At 60.6% G+C, this 16,302-nt stretch carries 10 protein-coding genes; 6 read left to right on the top strand and 4 right to left on the bottom strand.

The annotated features are described in order from the left end of the window. The 4 genes from AC6FTP_RS20400 to AC6FTP_RS20385 form a co-directional block, all read left to right on the top strand. A partial coding sequence (locus AC6FTP_RS20400; RefSeq protein ID WP_497208750.1) for a PQQ-binding-like beta-propeller repeat protein occupies positions 1 to 1,035 on the top strand: 1,035 nt, incomplete at its 5' end. Positions 1,036 to 1,200: 165 nt separating this feature from the next. Beyond that, entirely contained in the window at positions 1,201 to 1,524 is a 324-nt protein-coding gene (locus AC6FTP_RS20395; protein WP_497201854.1) for a hypothetical protein, read from the top strand. A 146-nt stretch (positions 1,525 to 1,670) separates the two neighbouring features. Beyond that, positions 1,671 to 2,045, top strand: a complete 375-nt coding sequence (locus tag AC6FTP_RS20390; RefSeq protein WP_497201853.1) for an NADH-quinone oxidoreductase subunit A — start codon at positions 1,671 to 1,673, stop codon at positions 2,043 to 2,045. A gap of 39 nt (positions 2,046 to 2,084) precedes the next feature. Next, positions 2,085 to 2,402, top strand: coding sequence for a Dabb family protein (locus tag AC6FTP_RS20385; RefSeq protein WP_497208749.1), 318 nt, complete (start codon positions 2,085 to 2,087; stop codon positions 2,400 to 2,402). A gap of 3 nt (positions 2,403 to 2,405) precedes the next feature. Here the strand turns inward: AC6FTP_RS20385 and AC6FTP_RS20380 are convergent, their stop codons facing one another. From AC6FTP_RS20380 to AC6FTP_RS20370, 3 genes are read right to left on the bottom strand one after another with little or no spacing between them, the layout of a single operon-like run. Next, a complete protein-coding gene (locus AC6FTP_RS20380; RefSeq protein WP_497208748.1) occupies positions 2,406 to 3,458 on the bottom strand; it encodes an MlaD family protein in 1,053 nt (350 codons plus the stop codon). Between the two features lie 9 nt (positions 3,459 to 3,467). Then, positions 3,468 to 4,232 (bottom strand): ABC transporter ATP-binding protein, encoded by a 765-nt coding sequence (locus AC6FTP_RS20375; protein WP_497208747.1) that lies wholly within the window; start codon positions 4,230 to 4,232, stop codon positions 3,468 to 3,470. Positions 4,233 to 4,240: 8 nt separating this feature from the next. Next, the gene (locus tag AC6FTP_RS20370) at positions 4,241 to 5,047 is read right to left on the bottom strand and encodes an MlaE family ABC transporter permease (protein ID WP_497208746.1); all 807 of its coding nucleotides are present in this window, start codon (positions 5,045 to 5,047) and stop codon (positions 4,241 to 4,243) included. A gap of 218 nt (positions 5,048 to 5,265) precedes the next feature. Here AC6FTP_RS20370 and ahcY point away from each other — a divergent pair, with 218 nt between their 5' ends. Together ahcY and AC6FTP_RS20360 are read left to right on the top strand one after the other, a co-directional pair. Beyond that, positions 5,266 to 6,669 carry an adenosylhomocysteinase gene (ahcY, locus tag AC6FTP_RS20365; RefSeq protein WP_497208745.1) on the top strand — a complete coding sequence of 468 codons (1,404 nt, stop codon included), beginning with the start codon at positions 5,266 to 5,268 and terminating at the stop codon, positions 6,667 to 6,669. A gap of 297 nt (positions 6,670 to 6,966) precedes the next feature. Further along, positions 6,967 to 7,641 carry a hypothetical protein gene (locus tag AC6FTP_RS20360; protein ID WP_497208744.1) on the top strand — a complete coding sequence of 225 codons (675 nt, stop codon included), beginning with the start codon at positions 6,967 to 6,969 and terminating at the stop codon, positions 7,639 to 7,641. A gap of 26 nt (positions 7,642 to 7,667) precedes the next feature. On the opposite strand, the gene AC6FTP_RS20355 is transcribed toward AC6FTP_RS20360, so the two are convergent. Next, positions 7,668 to 16,265, bottom strand: coding sequence for an Ig-like domain-containing protein (locus AC6FTP_RS20355; RefSeq protein WP_497208751.1), 8,598 nt, complete (start codon positions 16,263 to 16,265; stop codon positions 7,668 to 7,670). Positions 16,266 to 16,302 lie beyond the last annotated feature (37 nt).

Below are 16,302 nucleotides of genomic sequence, written 5' to 3'. Positions count from 1 at the left end.
AAGAAGCAGTATGTCTATGGCATTGATCGCCAGACAGGGAAGGTGGTGCATCACATCCTGCTCTTTGAAAATGCCAATCCCGAGGGACTGGGCAATCCGCTGAACAACTACGCCGCGCCATCGCCCGTGCTGGAGGCGGATGCGCTTTACGTCCACTTCGGCACTTATGGCACGGCGCGGATTGATCCCCAGACGGGCAAGACAGTGTGGCAGCGGCGCGACATCAACGTGAACCACTATCGCGGCCCTGGCTCCTCGCCTGCGATCCATGGAGATCTGATCTTTTTGACCTTCGATGGCATCAACGAACAATTCGTCACCGCACTGAACAAAAAGACTGGTGAGACGGTGTGGAAGACGGGCCGCACAACGGATTACGGTGACCTCGACAAAGAAGGCAAACCGACCCGAGATGGCGATATGCGGAAGGCTTACCACACACCGAGTGTTTTTAATTTGGGCGGTGTTGAGACACTGGTGTCCGTAGGTTCGCGGGCGGCTTTTGGTTACGACGCCGTGACAGGCAAGGAACTCTGGACCGTGCGGCATGGAGGCTTCAATGCGGCAATCCGCCCGCTTGTGCACAAGGAATTGCTGATCCTGAACACCGGCTCCGAGCGCTCCCACACGCTGGGCATCCGCATCGACGACAAAATGAAGGGCGACATCACCGAGAGCCACACGCTGTGGGATCGTGAAAAGCGCAACGCGAGCGAGTCCTGCCCCGTGCTGGCGGGCGGGCTGCTTTTTCAAATCACGCGTGGTGGCATCGTGACCTGCATGAATCCTGAAACGGGCGCGGACATCTGGGAGGACCGCATTGCCGGGCAGCATCTGCCCTCGCCCATCGCAGCGGGAGACCGCCTGTATTTCTGCAATGACCGAGGGGACGTGAATGTCGTCAAGGCGGCGGACAAGTTCGAAATCCTGGCGACGAACAAGCTGCCGGACGCGATGACGGCCTCACCCGCCGTGGCGGACGGAGCGATCTTCATCCGCACCAAGAAACAGCTTTTCAAAATCGCGGCTAAATAACCACAAGTTGCACATGCGATGTGAATACATCGCTCGTTCTGCCAAGGTATTGTCAACCTTGGAGTTGGAAAAATCTTGTGGCTTGCATTGCGTGTCTGAGAAACTTCTACCCAAGTCCACAAACCTTTCGCCAACTGCCCCAAGCTGGGTTATAAGTACTCTCCTATGGCTACGACTCCGACACGTAAAACACGTTTTTCCCGCCGCGTTCCTGATCATGTAACTGACGAACTCGTCAATGTCCTCGGCAACGGCGACACCCTTGAGTTCAATCAGCTTTTCAAATTGGTCTATGACAACCTGAAGCTGAAGAATGCTGTGAGCGGGGGCGAAGAGATGCTCCGCCTGCGTTCCTACGAGAAGCTGCAAGGCCTCGTGAGCCGCGGTCTATGTGCGAAAGTTACCAAGACCTATCGCGGCCTTCCTGGTCTGCGCGAGTCCCATCAGGCCACCATCGCCGCCCGCACGGCGGCTGTGGCAGCCCGCTAATTCGCGAGCACCAAGTCTTCATTTTAAAGCACGGGCCGTTTCCTTTCTGGAAACGGCCCGTTGCATTTGGGGCGGAACGTTTCGGGATTTGACGCTCTGTCCCGCCTCGGCTACCTCTCCTCCGATTTCCCCCCTCCGCACGAGCCATGCTTGAAACTTACCTGCCCGTCCTTTTCCAGATCGTCCTCGCCTGCGGCTTTGCCGGGGTCACGCTTTTGATTTCCGTCCTCGTCGGCAGATCGGCGAAGCGTAGTGCCATCAAAGACACGGCCTACGAGTGCGGGATGCTGCCCCTCCAGGATGGCCAGCCGCGTTTTAGCGTGAAGTTCTACATCGTGGCGATGCTCTTCGTGCTCTTCGACATTGAGGTCGTCTTCCTCTACCCCTGGGCGGTCATTTATAAAGACTACCTCGCCGCTCACGGTGCGGGCATCTTCTTCGCTGCTCTGAGCTTCGTGACCATCCTCGGCGTCGCCTTTGCCTATGCCTGGCGCAAAGGTGTGCTGGACTGGAAAAACTGATCCATCCGCCCTGCGGACGCACCTCCACCACTACGCCGCATGATCGCCTACCTGAGCCTCTACAAGCTCAAACCTGAAGTCACCGAAGAGAAGCTGGAGCACATGATGTCCCAGACCCGCGTGCAGCTCCTGCGGGTGCCGGAAGTGCTGGCGGTGAAAACAGGCAAGCGGGTGAACCCGAACGATCCCTTCCCCTGGTTCGTGTATCTCGAAGTCGAGAGCATGGACAAGCTGGCGATCTGCCAGGACGACCCGTACTACATCAAGTTCCGCGAAGAGGTGCTGAAGCCGAACATCGCCGAGCAGGACGCGACCGCCTTTGAGATGGAGCCGCAGAAGAATGTGAAGTACTCGTGAGGCTCAGCGGCCGAAGAGTGGCTTGCGTTTAGCAGGCTCTGCGGGAGGCACTTTTGTCTCTGACTCTGCACGCTCTCTGTCGGCGCTGTTTTTGTAAAAGATCACGCCGTTGCGTTTGAGATTGGAGATGAGATCGGAGAACTCGTCTTTCAGTTCAGTGTCATTCATCAGCGCGCCGAGAAGGCCCTTGCTGGTGGTGATGTTTCGCGCAGCGGCGGCAAAGCTGTCGGCGGCTTTTTTGATGGAGACAAGGGATTCATCGGCGGTGGTCATCACTTTGTCCGCCTTGGCAATGGCGGGGTCGAGCTTGTCAAACATGGGGCCGAGTCGTTTGCTGGATTCCTCGACGTTCTTCGCGCTGTTTTTGAAGCTGGCGGCGGCGGCCTGGAGGTCGGCGAGCGTGGCTTTGAGGGTGGCGGCGTTTTCGTCCCCGAGGACCTTTTCATCGACCCTGGCCATTGTCTTGTTGAGGTGCTCCATGCTTTCTTTGAAGTCCTGGATGGTGCCGTCGGAGAGGGCGTCCTTGTTGACCTTCTGCATCATGCTTTTCACATCCACGAGCGCGGTGCGCACATCGTCGAGCACGAGATCGACCTTCTTGGCGACGACTTCGGCCTGGCCCTGGAGGTCAGAGAGACCGCCGCCGGACTGGCCTTTGATGATCTGGTCGTAGTCGTGAGGAATGAACTCTGACGTCTCCTTGCCCGTCGGCTGGATTTCGACGAGGGCGTCTCCCATGAGGCCATCTGAACTGATCACAAAAGCGGCATCACGAGGCACCTCGATGCTGTCGAAGATTTCGAGGTCGATGATGACGCCGGTGTAGGTTTCATTCAGACGGGGGAAGTGCTTCACCTTGCCGACTTTGGAGCCGCCGAGGTAGATGGGGGAGCCTTGTTTGATGCCGGAGGCTTTGGTGAAGGAAACCTGAAGGAGATAGGTGTCGCGGAAGATGCTGCGGATGCTGCCAAACTGAAGGATGATGCCGCCGAGCAGCATGAGTCCGACGAGGAGGAAGAGGCCGACGAGGACTTCGGTTTTGCGTTCAGAATTCATAAGGGGAGGTTAGGCGGTCATGCCGGAGCGGCCGGCGATGAAGTCCTGGATGTCGGGATCGGGGGAGTTGCGGAGTTCATCGGGCGTGCCGAGCCAGTGAATGACGCCGTTTTTGAGCATGGCGACGCGGTCGGCGATCTTGAAAACGCTGCCCATGTCATGGGTGATGACGATGCTAGTGACGCGGAAGCGCTTTTGCAGGCGCTGGATCATGCGGTCGATGACATCCGTGACGATGGGATCGAGGCCGGAGGTGGGCTCGTCGTAAAGGATGCATTCGGGCCGGTTGATGATCGCCCGAGCGATGCCGACGCGCTTTCTCATGCCGCCGGAGAGGTTGATGGGCATCTTGTTCTTGTGCTCCTCCAACTCGACGAGATCCAGCGCCTCATGCACACGCTCGTCGATCTCCGCCTTGTCTCGGATGCCAGCTTCCTTCAGCGGAAAGGCCACGTTTTCAGCCACGGTGAGGCTGTCAAAGAGGGCAGAGTTTTGAAACAAGTAGCCCATGCGCCGCCGCATCTTCAGGAGCTGGCGTTCCTTCATGTGGCTGAGGTCGATACCCTCCATCTCCACCTTGCCCGCATCGGGGTGCAACAGGCCGATGATGTGCTTCAGCAGCACGCTTTTGCCTTCACCACTGGGGCCAATGAGTACGATGGTCTCGCCATGATGGATGGTGAGGTCCACGCCCTGCAAGGTCTTCTGCTCGCCGAAGCTCTTGGCGAGTCCGGAGATGCGGATGAAAGGTTCGACGGGTTTGCTGGCGGACATGAGAGAGGTCAAAGTGCGCTGCCGAGAGGGAAGAAGTAGTTCAGCATCATGGTCAGGAAGAAATTCGCGACCAGCAGCGCCAGAGAGGAAAACACCACCGCACGCGTGGTGCTGCGGCCCACGCCCACGGCGCCATTGGTGGCCAACAGACCCTGATGGCAGGAGATGAGCACGATCAGGACGCCGAAACAAAAGCCTTTGATCATGCCGAAACTCACATCCTCCAGGTTTGTGTGATTCAGCACGTGAGTCCAAAACCAAGCGAAGGGAATTTTGAAGACTTGAGTGCCCACCAGCACGGAAGCACACAGGCCAAAGGCGATGCATTCAGCGATGAGCAGCGGCATGGAGATCATCATCGCGAGGAAGCGCGGCATCACCAGGTAGTCCACCGGATGCGCACCCATGACGCGCAGGGCGTCGACCTGCTCGCTCACTTTCATCGTGCCGATCTCCGCTGCCATCGCCGCACCAACGCGTCCCGTCACCATCAGCCCGGCCAGCACCGGACCCAGCTCTCGGCAAAGCGACACGCTCACCACACTGCCCACACTGGAGCCGATGCCGAAGTCCTTGAACTTAAAATACGACTGCGCCGTGAATACCGCTCCGGTGAAAGCCCCGGTCACGATCACCACAGCCTGCGTGCCATAGCCGATATTGACGATCTGCTCCATCATCAGCCGCCACCTGATCCGCCCATGAAACACGCAGTCCCGCAGCTCACCCATCAGCGCGCCTATCTGGCCGTAATAGCTCAGATTGCTGAGTGTCCAGCGCCCGAGTAGCGCCAGGAATCCGGTGATGATGTTCATGTTTCGGGGGAGAGCGGCGAAAGTGGCACTGACTGAGCCAAAGGCAATCAGGCTCATTGTGACGGCTTCATTCCATGATGTGCTGATTCATGGGGCGAAAGTTCACGGGCGTTAAAAAATCGCCGTTTGACTTCCACAGCCGTATCCAGCACATATCATCACATCCTGATACGATGATTTGTTTCTTTTAACCCAAACCTGAACCCACAAGACACCTCATGTCCGACTATAAAGTGAAAGACATCGCCCTCGCCGAATTCGGCCGCAAAGAACTCGACATCGCTGAGAGCGAAATGCCCGGCCTCATGGCCACCCGCGAGAAATACGGCCCGAAAAAGCCCCTCGCTGGCGTCCGCATCACCGGCTCCCTGCACATGACCATCCAGACCGGCGTGCTCATCGAGACGCTGAAGGAACTGGGTGCCGATGTCCGCTGGGCCTCCTGCAACATCTTCTCCACTCAGGACCACGCCGCCTCGGCCATCGCCGCTTCCGGAACGCCTGTGTTCGCCTGGAAAGGCGAGACCCTGGAAGAATACTGGTGGTGCACTTGGAAGGCCATCATCTTCCCCGGCGACAAAGGACCACAGCTGATCGTCGATGACGGCGGCGACGTGACCCTTCTCATCCACAAAGGCTATGAGATGGAAAATGGCGACGATTGGGTGAACACCCCGTCCGACAACCACGAAGTGAAGGTCATCAAAGACCTCCTCAAGGACATCGCCAAGAACCAGCCCGGCATCTTCCACACGATCGTCAAAGATCTGAAGGGCGTCTCCGAAGAGACCACCACCGGCGTGCATCGCCTCTATGAAATGGCGAAGGCAGGCAAGCTGCTCTTCCCCGCCATCAACGTGAACGACAGCGTCACCAAGTCCAAATTCGACAACCTCTACGGCTGCCGCGAATCCCTCCTCGACGGCATCAAGCGTGCCACCGACGTCATGATCGCTGGCAAAGTCGGCGTCGTCTGCGGTTATGGCGACGTGGGCAAAGGCTGCGCTGCTGCTCTCCGCGGCATGGGCGCTCAGGTCATTGTCACCGAAATCGACCCTGTGTGTGCCCTCCAGGCCGCCATGGAAGGCCATCGCGTGATGCCGATCGAAGACACCCTCGGCTACGGCGACATCTACGTCACCACCACAGGCAACAAGGACATCATCACCGTCGCCCACATGGAGAAGATGAAGGACCAAGCCATCGTCTGCAACATCGGCCACTTCGACAACGAGATCCAGGTCGATAAGCTCAACGCCCGCAGCGACGTGAAGCGCCTCAACATCAAGCCCCAGGTGGACAAGTACACCTTCCCGGCTGGCAACAGCATCTTCATGTTGGCGGAAGGCCGTCTCGTGAACCTCGGCTGCGCCACCGGCCATCCGAGCTTCGTGATGAGCAACAGCTTCACCAACCAGACGCTCGCTCAGATCGAACTTTGGGAAACCAAGGACAGCCGCCCGATTGGCGTCACCGTCCTGCCGAAGAAGCTCGACGAAGAAGTCGCCCGTCTGCACCTCGCCAAAATCGGCGTCAAGCTCACCGTCCTCTCCAAAGACCAGGCCGACTACATCGGCGTGCCCGTCGAAGGCCCTTACAAGACCGATCACTACCGCTACTAAGCCGTAGCATAGGCTTTCTAGCCTGTGTTCTAAATCACCCCCCCAAAACCCAAAACGCGTTCGGTCGAAAGGCCGGGCGCGTTTTGCTTTCGTAGATGGTTCGATTGGCCGTCGATTTCATCTCCCTCCATCCGTGGATGGTGAGAAGTCTTCCACGGGGATGCTGGGGGCGAGGTGATACAGGCGGCGGAGCAGGGATCATGGGCTCCGAGATGGCTGCACTTCTTGGTGCGAGCAGCCAGCGCTAGGCGTGGATCATGAATCCAAGAAAGGGAGTGCCGGTCCGTTTCAGCGCGGATGAAACACGAGCATCTCCTCCTCCCGATCTTCGTCGTGGCCGTTGTTTGGCTGACGCTTGGGTGGCAGGGGACGGCTCCCGCACCTGCTTCGACGGAATGTCGGCAGATCCTAGCGGAGCTGCGGCATGAATGTGATCCGGCCAATCCTGGGGCGGATTACAGTTGGACTCAGAATACGATGCCGACGGAGCGGAAGCGGGAGGCGATCCTCCAGCGCTGTCGCCTTTTGGGCCCCAGCCTCCTGCCGGAGGTGCGGGCCGCGCTGGCGGCGGAGAAGAGCGACGAAGTGCGCGGCATGTTGACCGTCATCGCCGCGGCGCTGGGGGATGCGGACTGCCGCCTTCCTGCGGCCAAAGAAATGACGTGGTCCTATTACCCGGCCCTGAAAATCAGCGCGGCAAAGACCCTGCGCCGCCTGAAGGATCGGGAGCTGATCCCCTGGTTTCGGATGGCGATGAAGGATGATCACTTCGTGGTGAACGGCGGCTGCGGCCTCCTGCGGGAGAAGTTCTTCCCCGTGCGGAGCCTTGCAGAGACGGCGCTGCGGGACTTCGGAGTCGAGCCCATTGATGAAGAAACTCTGATCAGGAAAATGCAGCAACAGAAGATGTCGGACTTCATCAAGCGAATCCAATCGGAGCATCAGCAAAGGCTGCTACTGGAAGGCCGATGAAGGGAAGGCAGGCTGGCTCAGCGAAATCAAGGCTGCGAGAGGAGGCGGAACTGCCAGGCGGTGTCGGCGGCGGTGGGGATGCGGAGCTGGGCGCGCTGCCAGGGGGCGTCGTCGGGGTTGGCAGCGGTGGGCTGCCAGGTGTAGTCGAGCTGGGGGGTGAGGTCGCTCCAGGTGCTGCCGTCGCGGCTGGCCTGGATGGTGAGGCGGGCGGGGTCGGTGGTGGGGAGGTGGCGGCAGTCGAAACGGTGAATGCGGGTGCCATCCGGGTTTGGCAAGCTGGTGGCGGGCTGGGCATCGAAGTCGGCGGTGCCATCGGCATCAGTGTCGAGGGTGATGTGGGAAGACGGGAGGTGTGAAGAGGCGGCGGCGGTGGAAGCGGAGGTGCTGGTCAGCACGGTGAGGTTGTCCATGGCATAAAGGTCCACGGTGATGCTGGCGGAGACGAGATTTTGGAAGGTGGCGGGGAAGGTGAAGGTCTGGAAGTCGGCGGTGGGCCCGGTGCCATCGATGACGCCGTCGATGCGGAAGGTGGTGGTGACGGTCTGTCCGGTGGCCGTGGTGCCAGTCCAAGGGATGTCTTTGGCAGTGGGGAAGACGGTTCTGTATTCGGCCAGATCGACGCTGATGAGGGAGAAGGTGCCGCCGCCGGGACGGGTGATGGTGAGCGGTCTCTCATTACTCAACGGCGCGAGGTGGGTGGTGCCGTTGTTGGGGCGGTTGCCGGTATTGGGACCGACCTGTGAAAATCTCGTGGGCGTGGCGAAGTAAAGCCCTCCCTCTGTGTAGGAGGCGATGCTGATGCCTGTATTCGGACCGGCAGACCCGATTTCAAAGCCAAGGTTGATGTTGGGGTTGTTTGTGGCGTTGGCGGTGAACGAGATGACTTTGCCCCACGTAGGCTGGCCTGTGGCAGTGAGGGTGAGATTGGCGGTGATGTTACCCACGGACTGCGGGGTGCAGGTGATGCTGATCTGGGCGCTCTGCCAGGCATTGACGGTGAAGGGTGTGGTGGGGCCGGTGACTTTGGGGTCGCTGGAGGCGAAGGTGTAGGTGAGGTCCAGCGGGGTGAGATTCTGCACGGTCACGGACCGAGTCGTCGGAGACGAAGGAGAGATGTTTCCGAGGGCCAGTGGGGAGGGGCTGATGGCAATGGCATGGGGGACGATGCTGATGAACTTGTTGCTGAGCACCTCGGAGGGATTGCAAAGCACGAGGCGGGAGTCATCCGCTGTGGCGGCCATGAGGGTGGTGGTGAGTGGCAGGTTGCCCACGGTGGCACCGTTCGCGGTGCTGTAACCCTGGGTGCTCGTCCAGCCGATGTGACCGCGCCAGGAAGTGGCGTGGATGGGGGTGGCGAGGTCGTAGAGGCTGGCGAGCGTGGTGGCATCATAGACTCGACCGAGATAGATGGCGCGGGTGCCATCGCCAGAGAGGGTGAAGACGGGACTGTAGGTGCCGGTCCAGTAATGGGTGGTGAAGTAGGTGATGGCGCTGCTGCTGAGATTGTAGCGGGCGACACCGGTGACGTTGGCGCTCTGCTGCACGGCGGCGGCGATGAAGCTGCCACTGCCGGGAGTGCGTGTGGTGGCATTGGCGGGCAGACTGATGGAGGTGCCCACCGCTCCGCCGGTGCTGCTGTGGTGCATTTGGAGGACGTTTGCCGTGCTGCGCAGGACGACTCGGCCGACGGGGCCGTTGTGGATGGCGGCGGCGGTGCTCGCGGTGTTCCAGGTGCCGGTGACGCGATGATTCCCCTGACGCTCGATGCTGACGACGCGTGAACCATTACCAGCAAGGAGGTAGATCCGGTCATCGCCTGCATGGACGGCGAAGTCGATGATGTCTGTGTCGATGGCGATGGCGAAAAGCGTGCGAGCGGTGGCTGGGTCGATCCACAGGAGCCAGCCTTCGGTGGTGGTGCTTTCTTTGTGCAGCGCATAGACGACGGGCAGTGTGGGGTCTGCCACCATCCGGGAGATGCCCAGAATGCCATGCGTGCGGAAGCTGACAGGGATCTGGAGGGTATCGGGCCCGGCAGTCAGGGTAATCGATGTGCCCGTGGTGCCATTGCCGAGGCTGGTGGGATCGATCGTCACGGTGATGGTCTGCGCGCCCGTGCCGGAGGTGGCGCTGAGACTGAGCCAGGAGGCACTCTCGCTGAGAGTCCACTCGGTGGCGGGTGTGGCGGCGGAGAGATCCAGCGTCATGACGATGGGGCTGCCCTCCTTGGCAGTGCCCGTGGCAGTGATGTTTGTGGGGGCGGGATTGACGGAGGGCAGTCGGAAGCTCCACACGGGACCGGGGATGGTGGTGCCGTCGAAGTTTCGGATGTCGATGCGCCAGTAGTAGGTCTGACCGGGCAGGTAGTTCGCACTGCTTAGAGTGAAGTTTACCCCCGTCGTGTTGCCACGGTAGATGCCACCGCCGGAGTTCGTCGCCGCGGAGACAGCGGCGGGGTCGGTGCCGAGGAAGACATCGTAGCTGGCAGCTTTGGGATCGCCGGTCCAGCTCAGGGCAGAGGGGGGACCGCTGAGGACGGCACCATCCGTGACGAATGGCGTGATGGCCGCGGGCGGGAGCGTCATGACACCCGTCAAAGACACGCTGACCAGGCGCTGAGTGTCCGGGAGGTAATACACAAAAGTATTCTGCGGCGCGGTAAAGGCTCCCACGGTGATCGAACTCGTTCCGGGCAGAGTGACGGCCGGGAAGGCCGACGGGCTGAATTTGAGGCGATTGAAGCTGAGCACGGCGCGACCGTAGGCGGAGGCAGCCCAGATCGAATCGGAACCCAAGGACAGGCTGCTCTCCAGCAGGGCGGTGAAGACACGGCTGCCAGCGGAGATGGCATCCCGGTTGGCACTGATGAAGACGGGATTCACCCCAGAGGCGGTGGAGGACAGCACAGCGGCGCTGGTGTGCGTTTGAGTGAGGATGTCACCGGTACTATTCAGCCGGGCGAGGTAGCTGGCGGCTGAGACATTGCGGGAGCGGGCATAGATCACATTGCCGTCAGGAGTGACTCCGAAGGTCTCGATGCCGATGCTGCCGGGCAGCAGGAAGGTGGACAGATCCTGCTCGGTGTCCGTGTCATAAACATGCAGCGCGGCGGAGCTGTCGGTGTAGTAAAGGCGGTTGGCGCGCCCGGTGCGGAGGTCACTGCCGCCAGCCAAGGATGCGGAGAGCGGGACGGGCATCGTGCGGGTGATGGCAAAGGTGTCCAGGTCCACCTCGATGAAGGTGCGGTCATTCAGGGCAAGTGCGTAGAGGAACCGGCAGTCCGTGCTCAAATCTGTATCAATGAGGTTGGTCGGCAGGGACAAGATCGCCTGAGGGGCGAGTGTGGCGGCATCGATGGAGACAAGCAGGCAGGGGCTCGAACTGCCATCGTTGATGAGTCCCAGGAGTCGGTCCGGACGACGGTAGTCGGTGTGCAGTTGGCGATAGGTCGCCACGCGTGCGTTGACGGTGACGGGAACAGCGACCGAAATGCCATCGAAGGTCACGGTGATCGCGCCATTGTGAGCACCTGAAGTCAGAGTCTGATCAAAGGTCAGAGTGAGTGTGTCACTGCCGTTGCCACTGGCTTTTGAAAGGGTGATCCACGGCGCTGAGGAGACAGCGGTCCAGGCAGGTGAGGTGCCATCACGTGCCGTGAGGGTGAGCGTGCTGGTGTCAGCATGGCCATCAATGAGTGCGGTGCTCGTGATGGCCGTCGGTGTGACGGTCAGGGCGGGCGGTGTGACCTCCAAACTCACCGGCACATCCACGGTGCCGGAGACGGGTGCATTGCTGGTGAAACGGATGGACGCGGTGTGCTGACCGACTTGCAGCGGGGTGGTGTTGAGGTTCACCGTCACGGGCGAGCTGCCGCCTATGGAGGCATTGCCAACAGCGGGGCTGAGGGTGATCCAGGGCACGCCGGGAGGCAGGGCGATGTTTTGCAAAAAGGCGTCCATGATCGTGCCTGCGACCACGGTATCCACCGCCCGGCCATCGGCGCGGGCAAAGAGCAGGTAGTAGAGGCGCATGGCTCCGCTCATGCCGGTGATGCTATGGTCATCGTTGTCGGAGTTGCTGCTGTAGGTGTGGGAGATGCCGGGCTTCGTCTCGACGATGATGAGATGATTCACGGAGGGGTCAGTGGTGCCGGAGACGCCCTTGAAGAAGCCGGTGTAGTTCACGCCGCCTACACTGCGCGTGAGCGTGGTTGCTGAGACGGCTCCTGATCCATCCGCACCGAGGTTGCCGCTGATGTTGAAGGTGGAGACGCCATCCATGTCCGCCGCAAAGACGAAGAGTCCGGGCTGCTTGCGGGTGAAGTAAGTGCCGCCAGCACCGAGCTTCGCACTCGTGATGACAGCATTGTCCGAGTAGGCGAGCGCGCTGCCGAGGCTGGTGTTGAGGAAGTTGCCGCTGTCATACATGTCGTTGCCGCCATCGACGATGTTTGTGCCGGTCACGCCTTCGGTGAACAAATAGCGGTCAGGGATCAGCGTGGTGACAGTCGTGTGGCTGGCATTCACCCGCTGGAGCACATCCTGCAGCGTGCCGGTGGGTGTGGAGAGATTCACCACGCTGGCCTGCCAGCTCAGGGTGGAGCCACCGGCGTTCTGCACGGAGAGCTGCGGTGTCAGGATCTGTCCCTTCTGCGCGCTGGCATTGATTTGCCCGGGCTGCACGGAAATCGTCGGCGGCTGCACACCATTGCCGGAGGCGTTGAGCAGGAATTCAGACGGTGTGGATTCGCTGGCGGTGAAGCGGATCTGACTGGTGAAGGCGGTGGCGGCATCAGGCCGGAAGCGGAGGGAGAAATTCAGTGTGGACCCGGCACCCAAGGTGACTGGCAGAGTCGTGGCGGGCCAGTCAAACGCGAGACTCGTGCCCGTGATGCTGGAGATGGTTAGCGCGGCGTTTCCGACGTTGCGCGCCTGCACAGACAAACTGCTGCTGCCACCGACGAAGGTGTTTCCAAAACTCACCGACGATGGCGTCAAGGTGAGTCGCGGACGCGATGAGAGGATGAGGGTGACGGGCACATCGAGATTGACGCGGGTGGTGTCGTTGCTGGTGAAGCGCACCCAGCCCGTGATAGTGCCCGGAGCGGTCGAAACCGTGGTGTTCACGTTGAAGCTGGTCTGTCGGCTCGATCCTGCAGGCACAGTGCTTGTGCTCGTGGTCATCGCCACCAGGCTGGCGAGGGTGGCCGAGGGTGTGGCGGTCCATTGCAGCGTGGCGTCGCCGCTGTTTGTGATCGTGAGGAGCTGGTTCGTGGGTGTCCCCGGATCGAGGGTGAGCGTGATCGGCGTGGGAGACACCGCGATCCTCGGCCCGAGCAGTCCTTTTCCAGTGAGTGGCACGAGGGTTTGCAGCGCTCCGCTGGCATTGCTCGACAAAATCACATTCGCAGAATGACTGCGTGTCTCCGAGGGTGAGAAGCGCACCGTCACAGCCAGTGTGCCGCCCGGCTGGATCGTGCGTGGCAGAGTCACGTTGGTCAGGGTGAACGCGGGATCACTCGTGCTCATGGCAGTGATGGTGAGCGGGATGTTGCCAGGATTGCTCAGCATGCAGTTCAGAGTGGTCAGTGAGCCCAGGAACGTGTCCGGGAAATCCAACTGCGTGGGCAGCGCAGTCAGCCGTGCGACGGAGGGCACACGCATGATCACCGGCACATCGAGCAGGCTGCGCACGACGGCATTGCTGCTGAAGCGCACGGTGGCGGAGTAGATGCCGCCGGAGAGATTGCGGGTATCCATCGTGAGTTCATGAGGAGTCGTGCCCCCGGCGCTCGTGCTGCCGCTGCTGGTGGCAGGTGTGAGGAAATCAAAGGTCGTGGGATGCACGGCGTGCCGCAGGAAGGTGTCCATGAGCAGGCTGAAGGAGCCTTCGGCATACGAGGCACCATTGCTCAACCCGAACATGAGATAGTACATCCGCGTGCTGCCGGAGAGACCCGTGACTTCGTGGAAGTCGCTGTCCGTGTTGTTCTCGAATTGCTGCGCGAGCCCGGGGCGGTCTTCGAGGATGATGAGATGATTCACTGAAGGCCTGGCCGTGCCGGTGACACGCTTGTAAAAGCCGCGATAAGTGATGCCTCCGACCTTGCGCGTGAAGGTACCGCCCGTGGCCGTGTACGCGCCATCAGCACCGAGTCCGCCGGAGATGGTGAAGCGCGCCGCGCCTTCCAGATCAGCGGCGAGAGTCCACAGCGCGCCGTTTTTCTGCGTGAAGTATCTGCCCGCTGCGCCAGTCGAGGGATGCGAATTCACCACCCCATCGGAGTAAGGCAAAGGTGCGCCCGAATTCAGATCGGTGGAGAGGATGTTGCCCGTGTCATACATGTTTGCCCCGCCATCGATGATGCTGGTGCCGAAGGTGCCCTCTGTCAGCGCATGTGCTCCAGCCAGGGCGGCCGTGAGCAGACTGGCGTTTGATGTGAGATTCGTCTGTGCGGAGGCCAGTGTCACCGCAGGTCCGAGCACATCTCTCACCGTGGTCGTCCAGGTCAGTGTATCGCCCCCTGCATTGGCGACATCGAGCGTGCGCGTCACCACTTCACCGGGATGGATGGTTTCATCCAGGCTTGATGGAGTGATGGCGATGGCCGGCGGCGGTACGACCTGATACTTGACGATGGCAGTGACTTTGCGCTGCTTGGCCACATCGGTTTCAAAGGTGACTTCATCTTCATAGTCTCCTGGAGTGTCAGACCTGACCGCGAGATACAGGGTGGCTGCGCCAGGGCCGTACACGTTTGGCACGCTCAGTGGCTGAGAGATGCTCAAACGCGGGCTGCTGAGAGTGATCGCGCTCAGCTTGTAGTTAATGTTGCCGTCATTGACGAGCGCCAGCGGCTGGGTCGCCGTTTTCCCAGCCCACACTTTGCCAATGTTCAGCGGTGCTGGCTGGACTCTGAGTACGGCCAGTCGAGTCACTGTGCAGGTGACGGGGATCTCGATCAGAGGGCGTGTGCCGTCGTTGGTCAGGATGAGCTTGTAGCGCATGGTGCCCGGCGGGAACTGGACGGTGTCCATGGAAAGCGTGACCGTGGTGATGGCACCCGGAGCCAGTGTTCCCGCACGCGGTCCAAAGAAACGCAGAGAGACACCCCCTTCGATTTTGGCGCTCCAGTTGACCGGGAGATGCCCCGGGTTTTTTAAAGTCAGACTGCGGAAGTGATTGGCACCGGGAGCCAGCGTGAGAGAAAGGCTGGCGGGTGTGGGAACGATCTGACCCGCCAGGATGCCTTTTCCGCTGAGCGTGAAGAAGACATACTTCGTCGGCAGATTGGAGGTGAAGATGATGCTGCCCGCCACGCTGCCCGTCTTTCGCGGCTGGAACTCAAATTCGAGCATCTTGGTCTGTCCTCCATTCACAACAAACGGCATCGGGCTCACGCAGCGGAAGGAAGTGTTCAGCGATACTGGCGCGCTGAACTGGAAGAACTTCGCGCCGAGGTTTTGCACCGGCACCTGCACGCGGCGTTTGTCACCCAGGATGGTGTATGGCACAGACACATTCGGCGCATACACAGGCCTCTGTGCGGCGATGACTCGCAGGGTGACGAGGATCTGGACCAGGGGCGTGTCCACATCGTTGGATGCAATGTAGAGCGTGGTCCTGTATTCCGCAGGCGGCAGCACACCGGTGTCGAAGTTCAGCCGCACCGTCCCGCGATTGTCGGGATTAAAGATACCTGACACTGCCAGCAAACTCACCCAGGTGGGGGGAGTGCCAGGCATACCCGGCGGCAAATCGAGTGCAGCCTGCCAGGCCAGAGGCCCCGCGCCCTTGTTCTCCAAGGCGATATCGCCCGTGCCCGTCTCTCCTTGTTTCAGTTCCAAGATCAGGTTCGTGGGAAAGGTGGCGATGTTCGGTGGCAACTGCCGTGTGCCCGTGACGGGAATCCGCAGCGTCGGCTGCAACGGATCATCACTCACGATCACCAGTTCGGCGCTCGACTCACGCAAAGGTGCATCGGCGGCGAAGGTGATCGCCAAGCTGCGTTGTCCGCCATTCGCCAGGCTGAATCCGGAGGTCGAGTCCAGCACAAAGGACGCCGCATCTGCGCCCTCCAATGTCACCGAACTCACCTGCAAGACACCACGCCCGAGATTGCGCAGGTTCACCGAGCGCTGTGCTGCCACGCCCTGAACGATGGAGCCGAAGTCCACGCGCGACTGATCGAGCGTGAGCAGCGGCGCATCGACCAAGTTCATGATCACCGGCAGACGTGTCTCCGCCTCTCCCGGAATGTTTGTGGTGAAAAGTGCCGTTGCCTGATACTGCGTGGCAGGCAGTTCACCCGCGTTCATGACGAATGAAAGCTGGAAGACACCACCCGGTTGTAACACGCCCGACGAAGCATTCACCGTCAGCCAGGCCGGACGTGCCACCAGACCGTCGATGATCTGATTGGCGAAGCGACGCGCATCGCCATCGGCGTAGTTCGCGTCATCAGAGATCTCATTGCCGACGAAAACCACCACGCCCGATCCCAGGCTGGAAACCGCTGCATGGGCTCGACCGCTGCCCGCACCAACGAGAATGAACGCAGAGCCGCTCGTCGTGGCTGAGGCACCCACCGCCACCTCACGCAGGGACGTGACGCCGAGAGTCATCGGATGCACGCGGATGTCCGTGAAGGTGATGTCGCCA

Origin of the sequence: Prosthecobacter sp. (assembly GCF_044378005.1) — a bacterium.
Lineage (GTDB): Bacteria > Verrucomicrobiota > Verrucomicrobiia > Verrucomicrobiales > Verrucomicrobiaceae > Prosthecobacter.
Note: the sequence above shows the minus strand (reverse complement) of the source record. Positions and strands in the feature narration are given on the sequence as shown.

Coding starts and splice junctions, on each gene's coding strand:
- AC6FTP_RS20395 (WP_497201854.1), top strand. CDS start 1,201: ATGGCTACGACTCCGACACGTAAAACACGTTTTTCCCGCCGCGTTCCT.
- AC6FTP_RS20390 (WP_497201853.1), top strand. CDS start 1,671: ATGCTTGAAACTTACCTGCCCGTCCTTTTCCAGATCGTCCTCGCCTGC.
- AC6FTP_RS20385 (WP_497208749.1), top strand. CDS start 2,085: ATGATCGCCTACCTGAGCCTCTACAAGCTCAAACCTGAAGTCACCGAA.
- AC6FTP_RS20380 (WP_497208748.1), bottom strand. CDS start 3,458: ATGAATTCTGAACGCAAAACCGAAGTCCTCGTCGGCCTCTTCCTCCTC.
- AC6FTP_RS20375 (WP_497208747.1), bottom strand. CDS start 4,232: ATGTCCGCCAGCAAACCCGTCGAACCTTTCATCCGCATCTCCGGACTC.
- AC6FTP_RS20370 (WP_497208746.1), bottom strand. CDS start 5,047: ATGAACATCATCACCGGATTCCTGGCGCTACTCGGGCGCTGGACACTC.
- ahcY (WP_497208745.1), top strand. CDS start 5,266: ATGTCCGACTATAAAGTGAAAGACATCGCCCTCGCCGAATTCGGCCGC.
- AC6FTP_RS20360 (WP_497208744.1), top strand. CDS start 6,967: ATGAAACACGAGCATCTCCTCCTCCCGATCTTCGTCGTGGCCGTTGTT.
- AC6FTP_RS20355 (WP_497208751.1), bottom strand. CDS start 16,265: ATGACTCTCGGCGTCACGTCCCTGCGTGAGGTGGCGGTGGGTGCCTCA.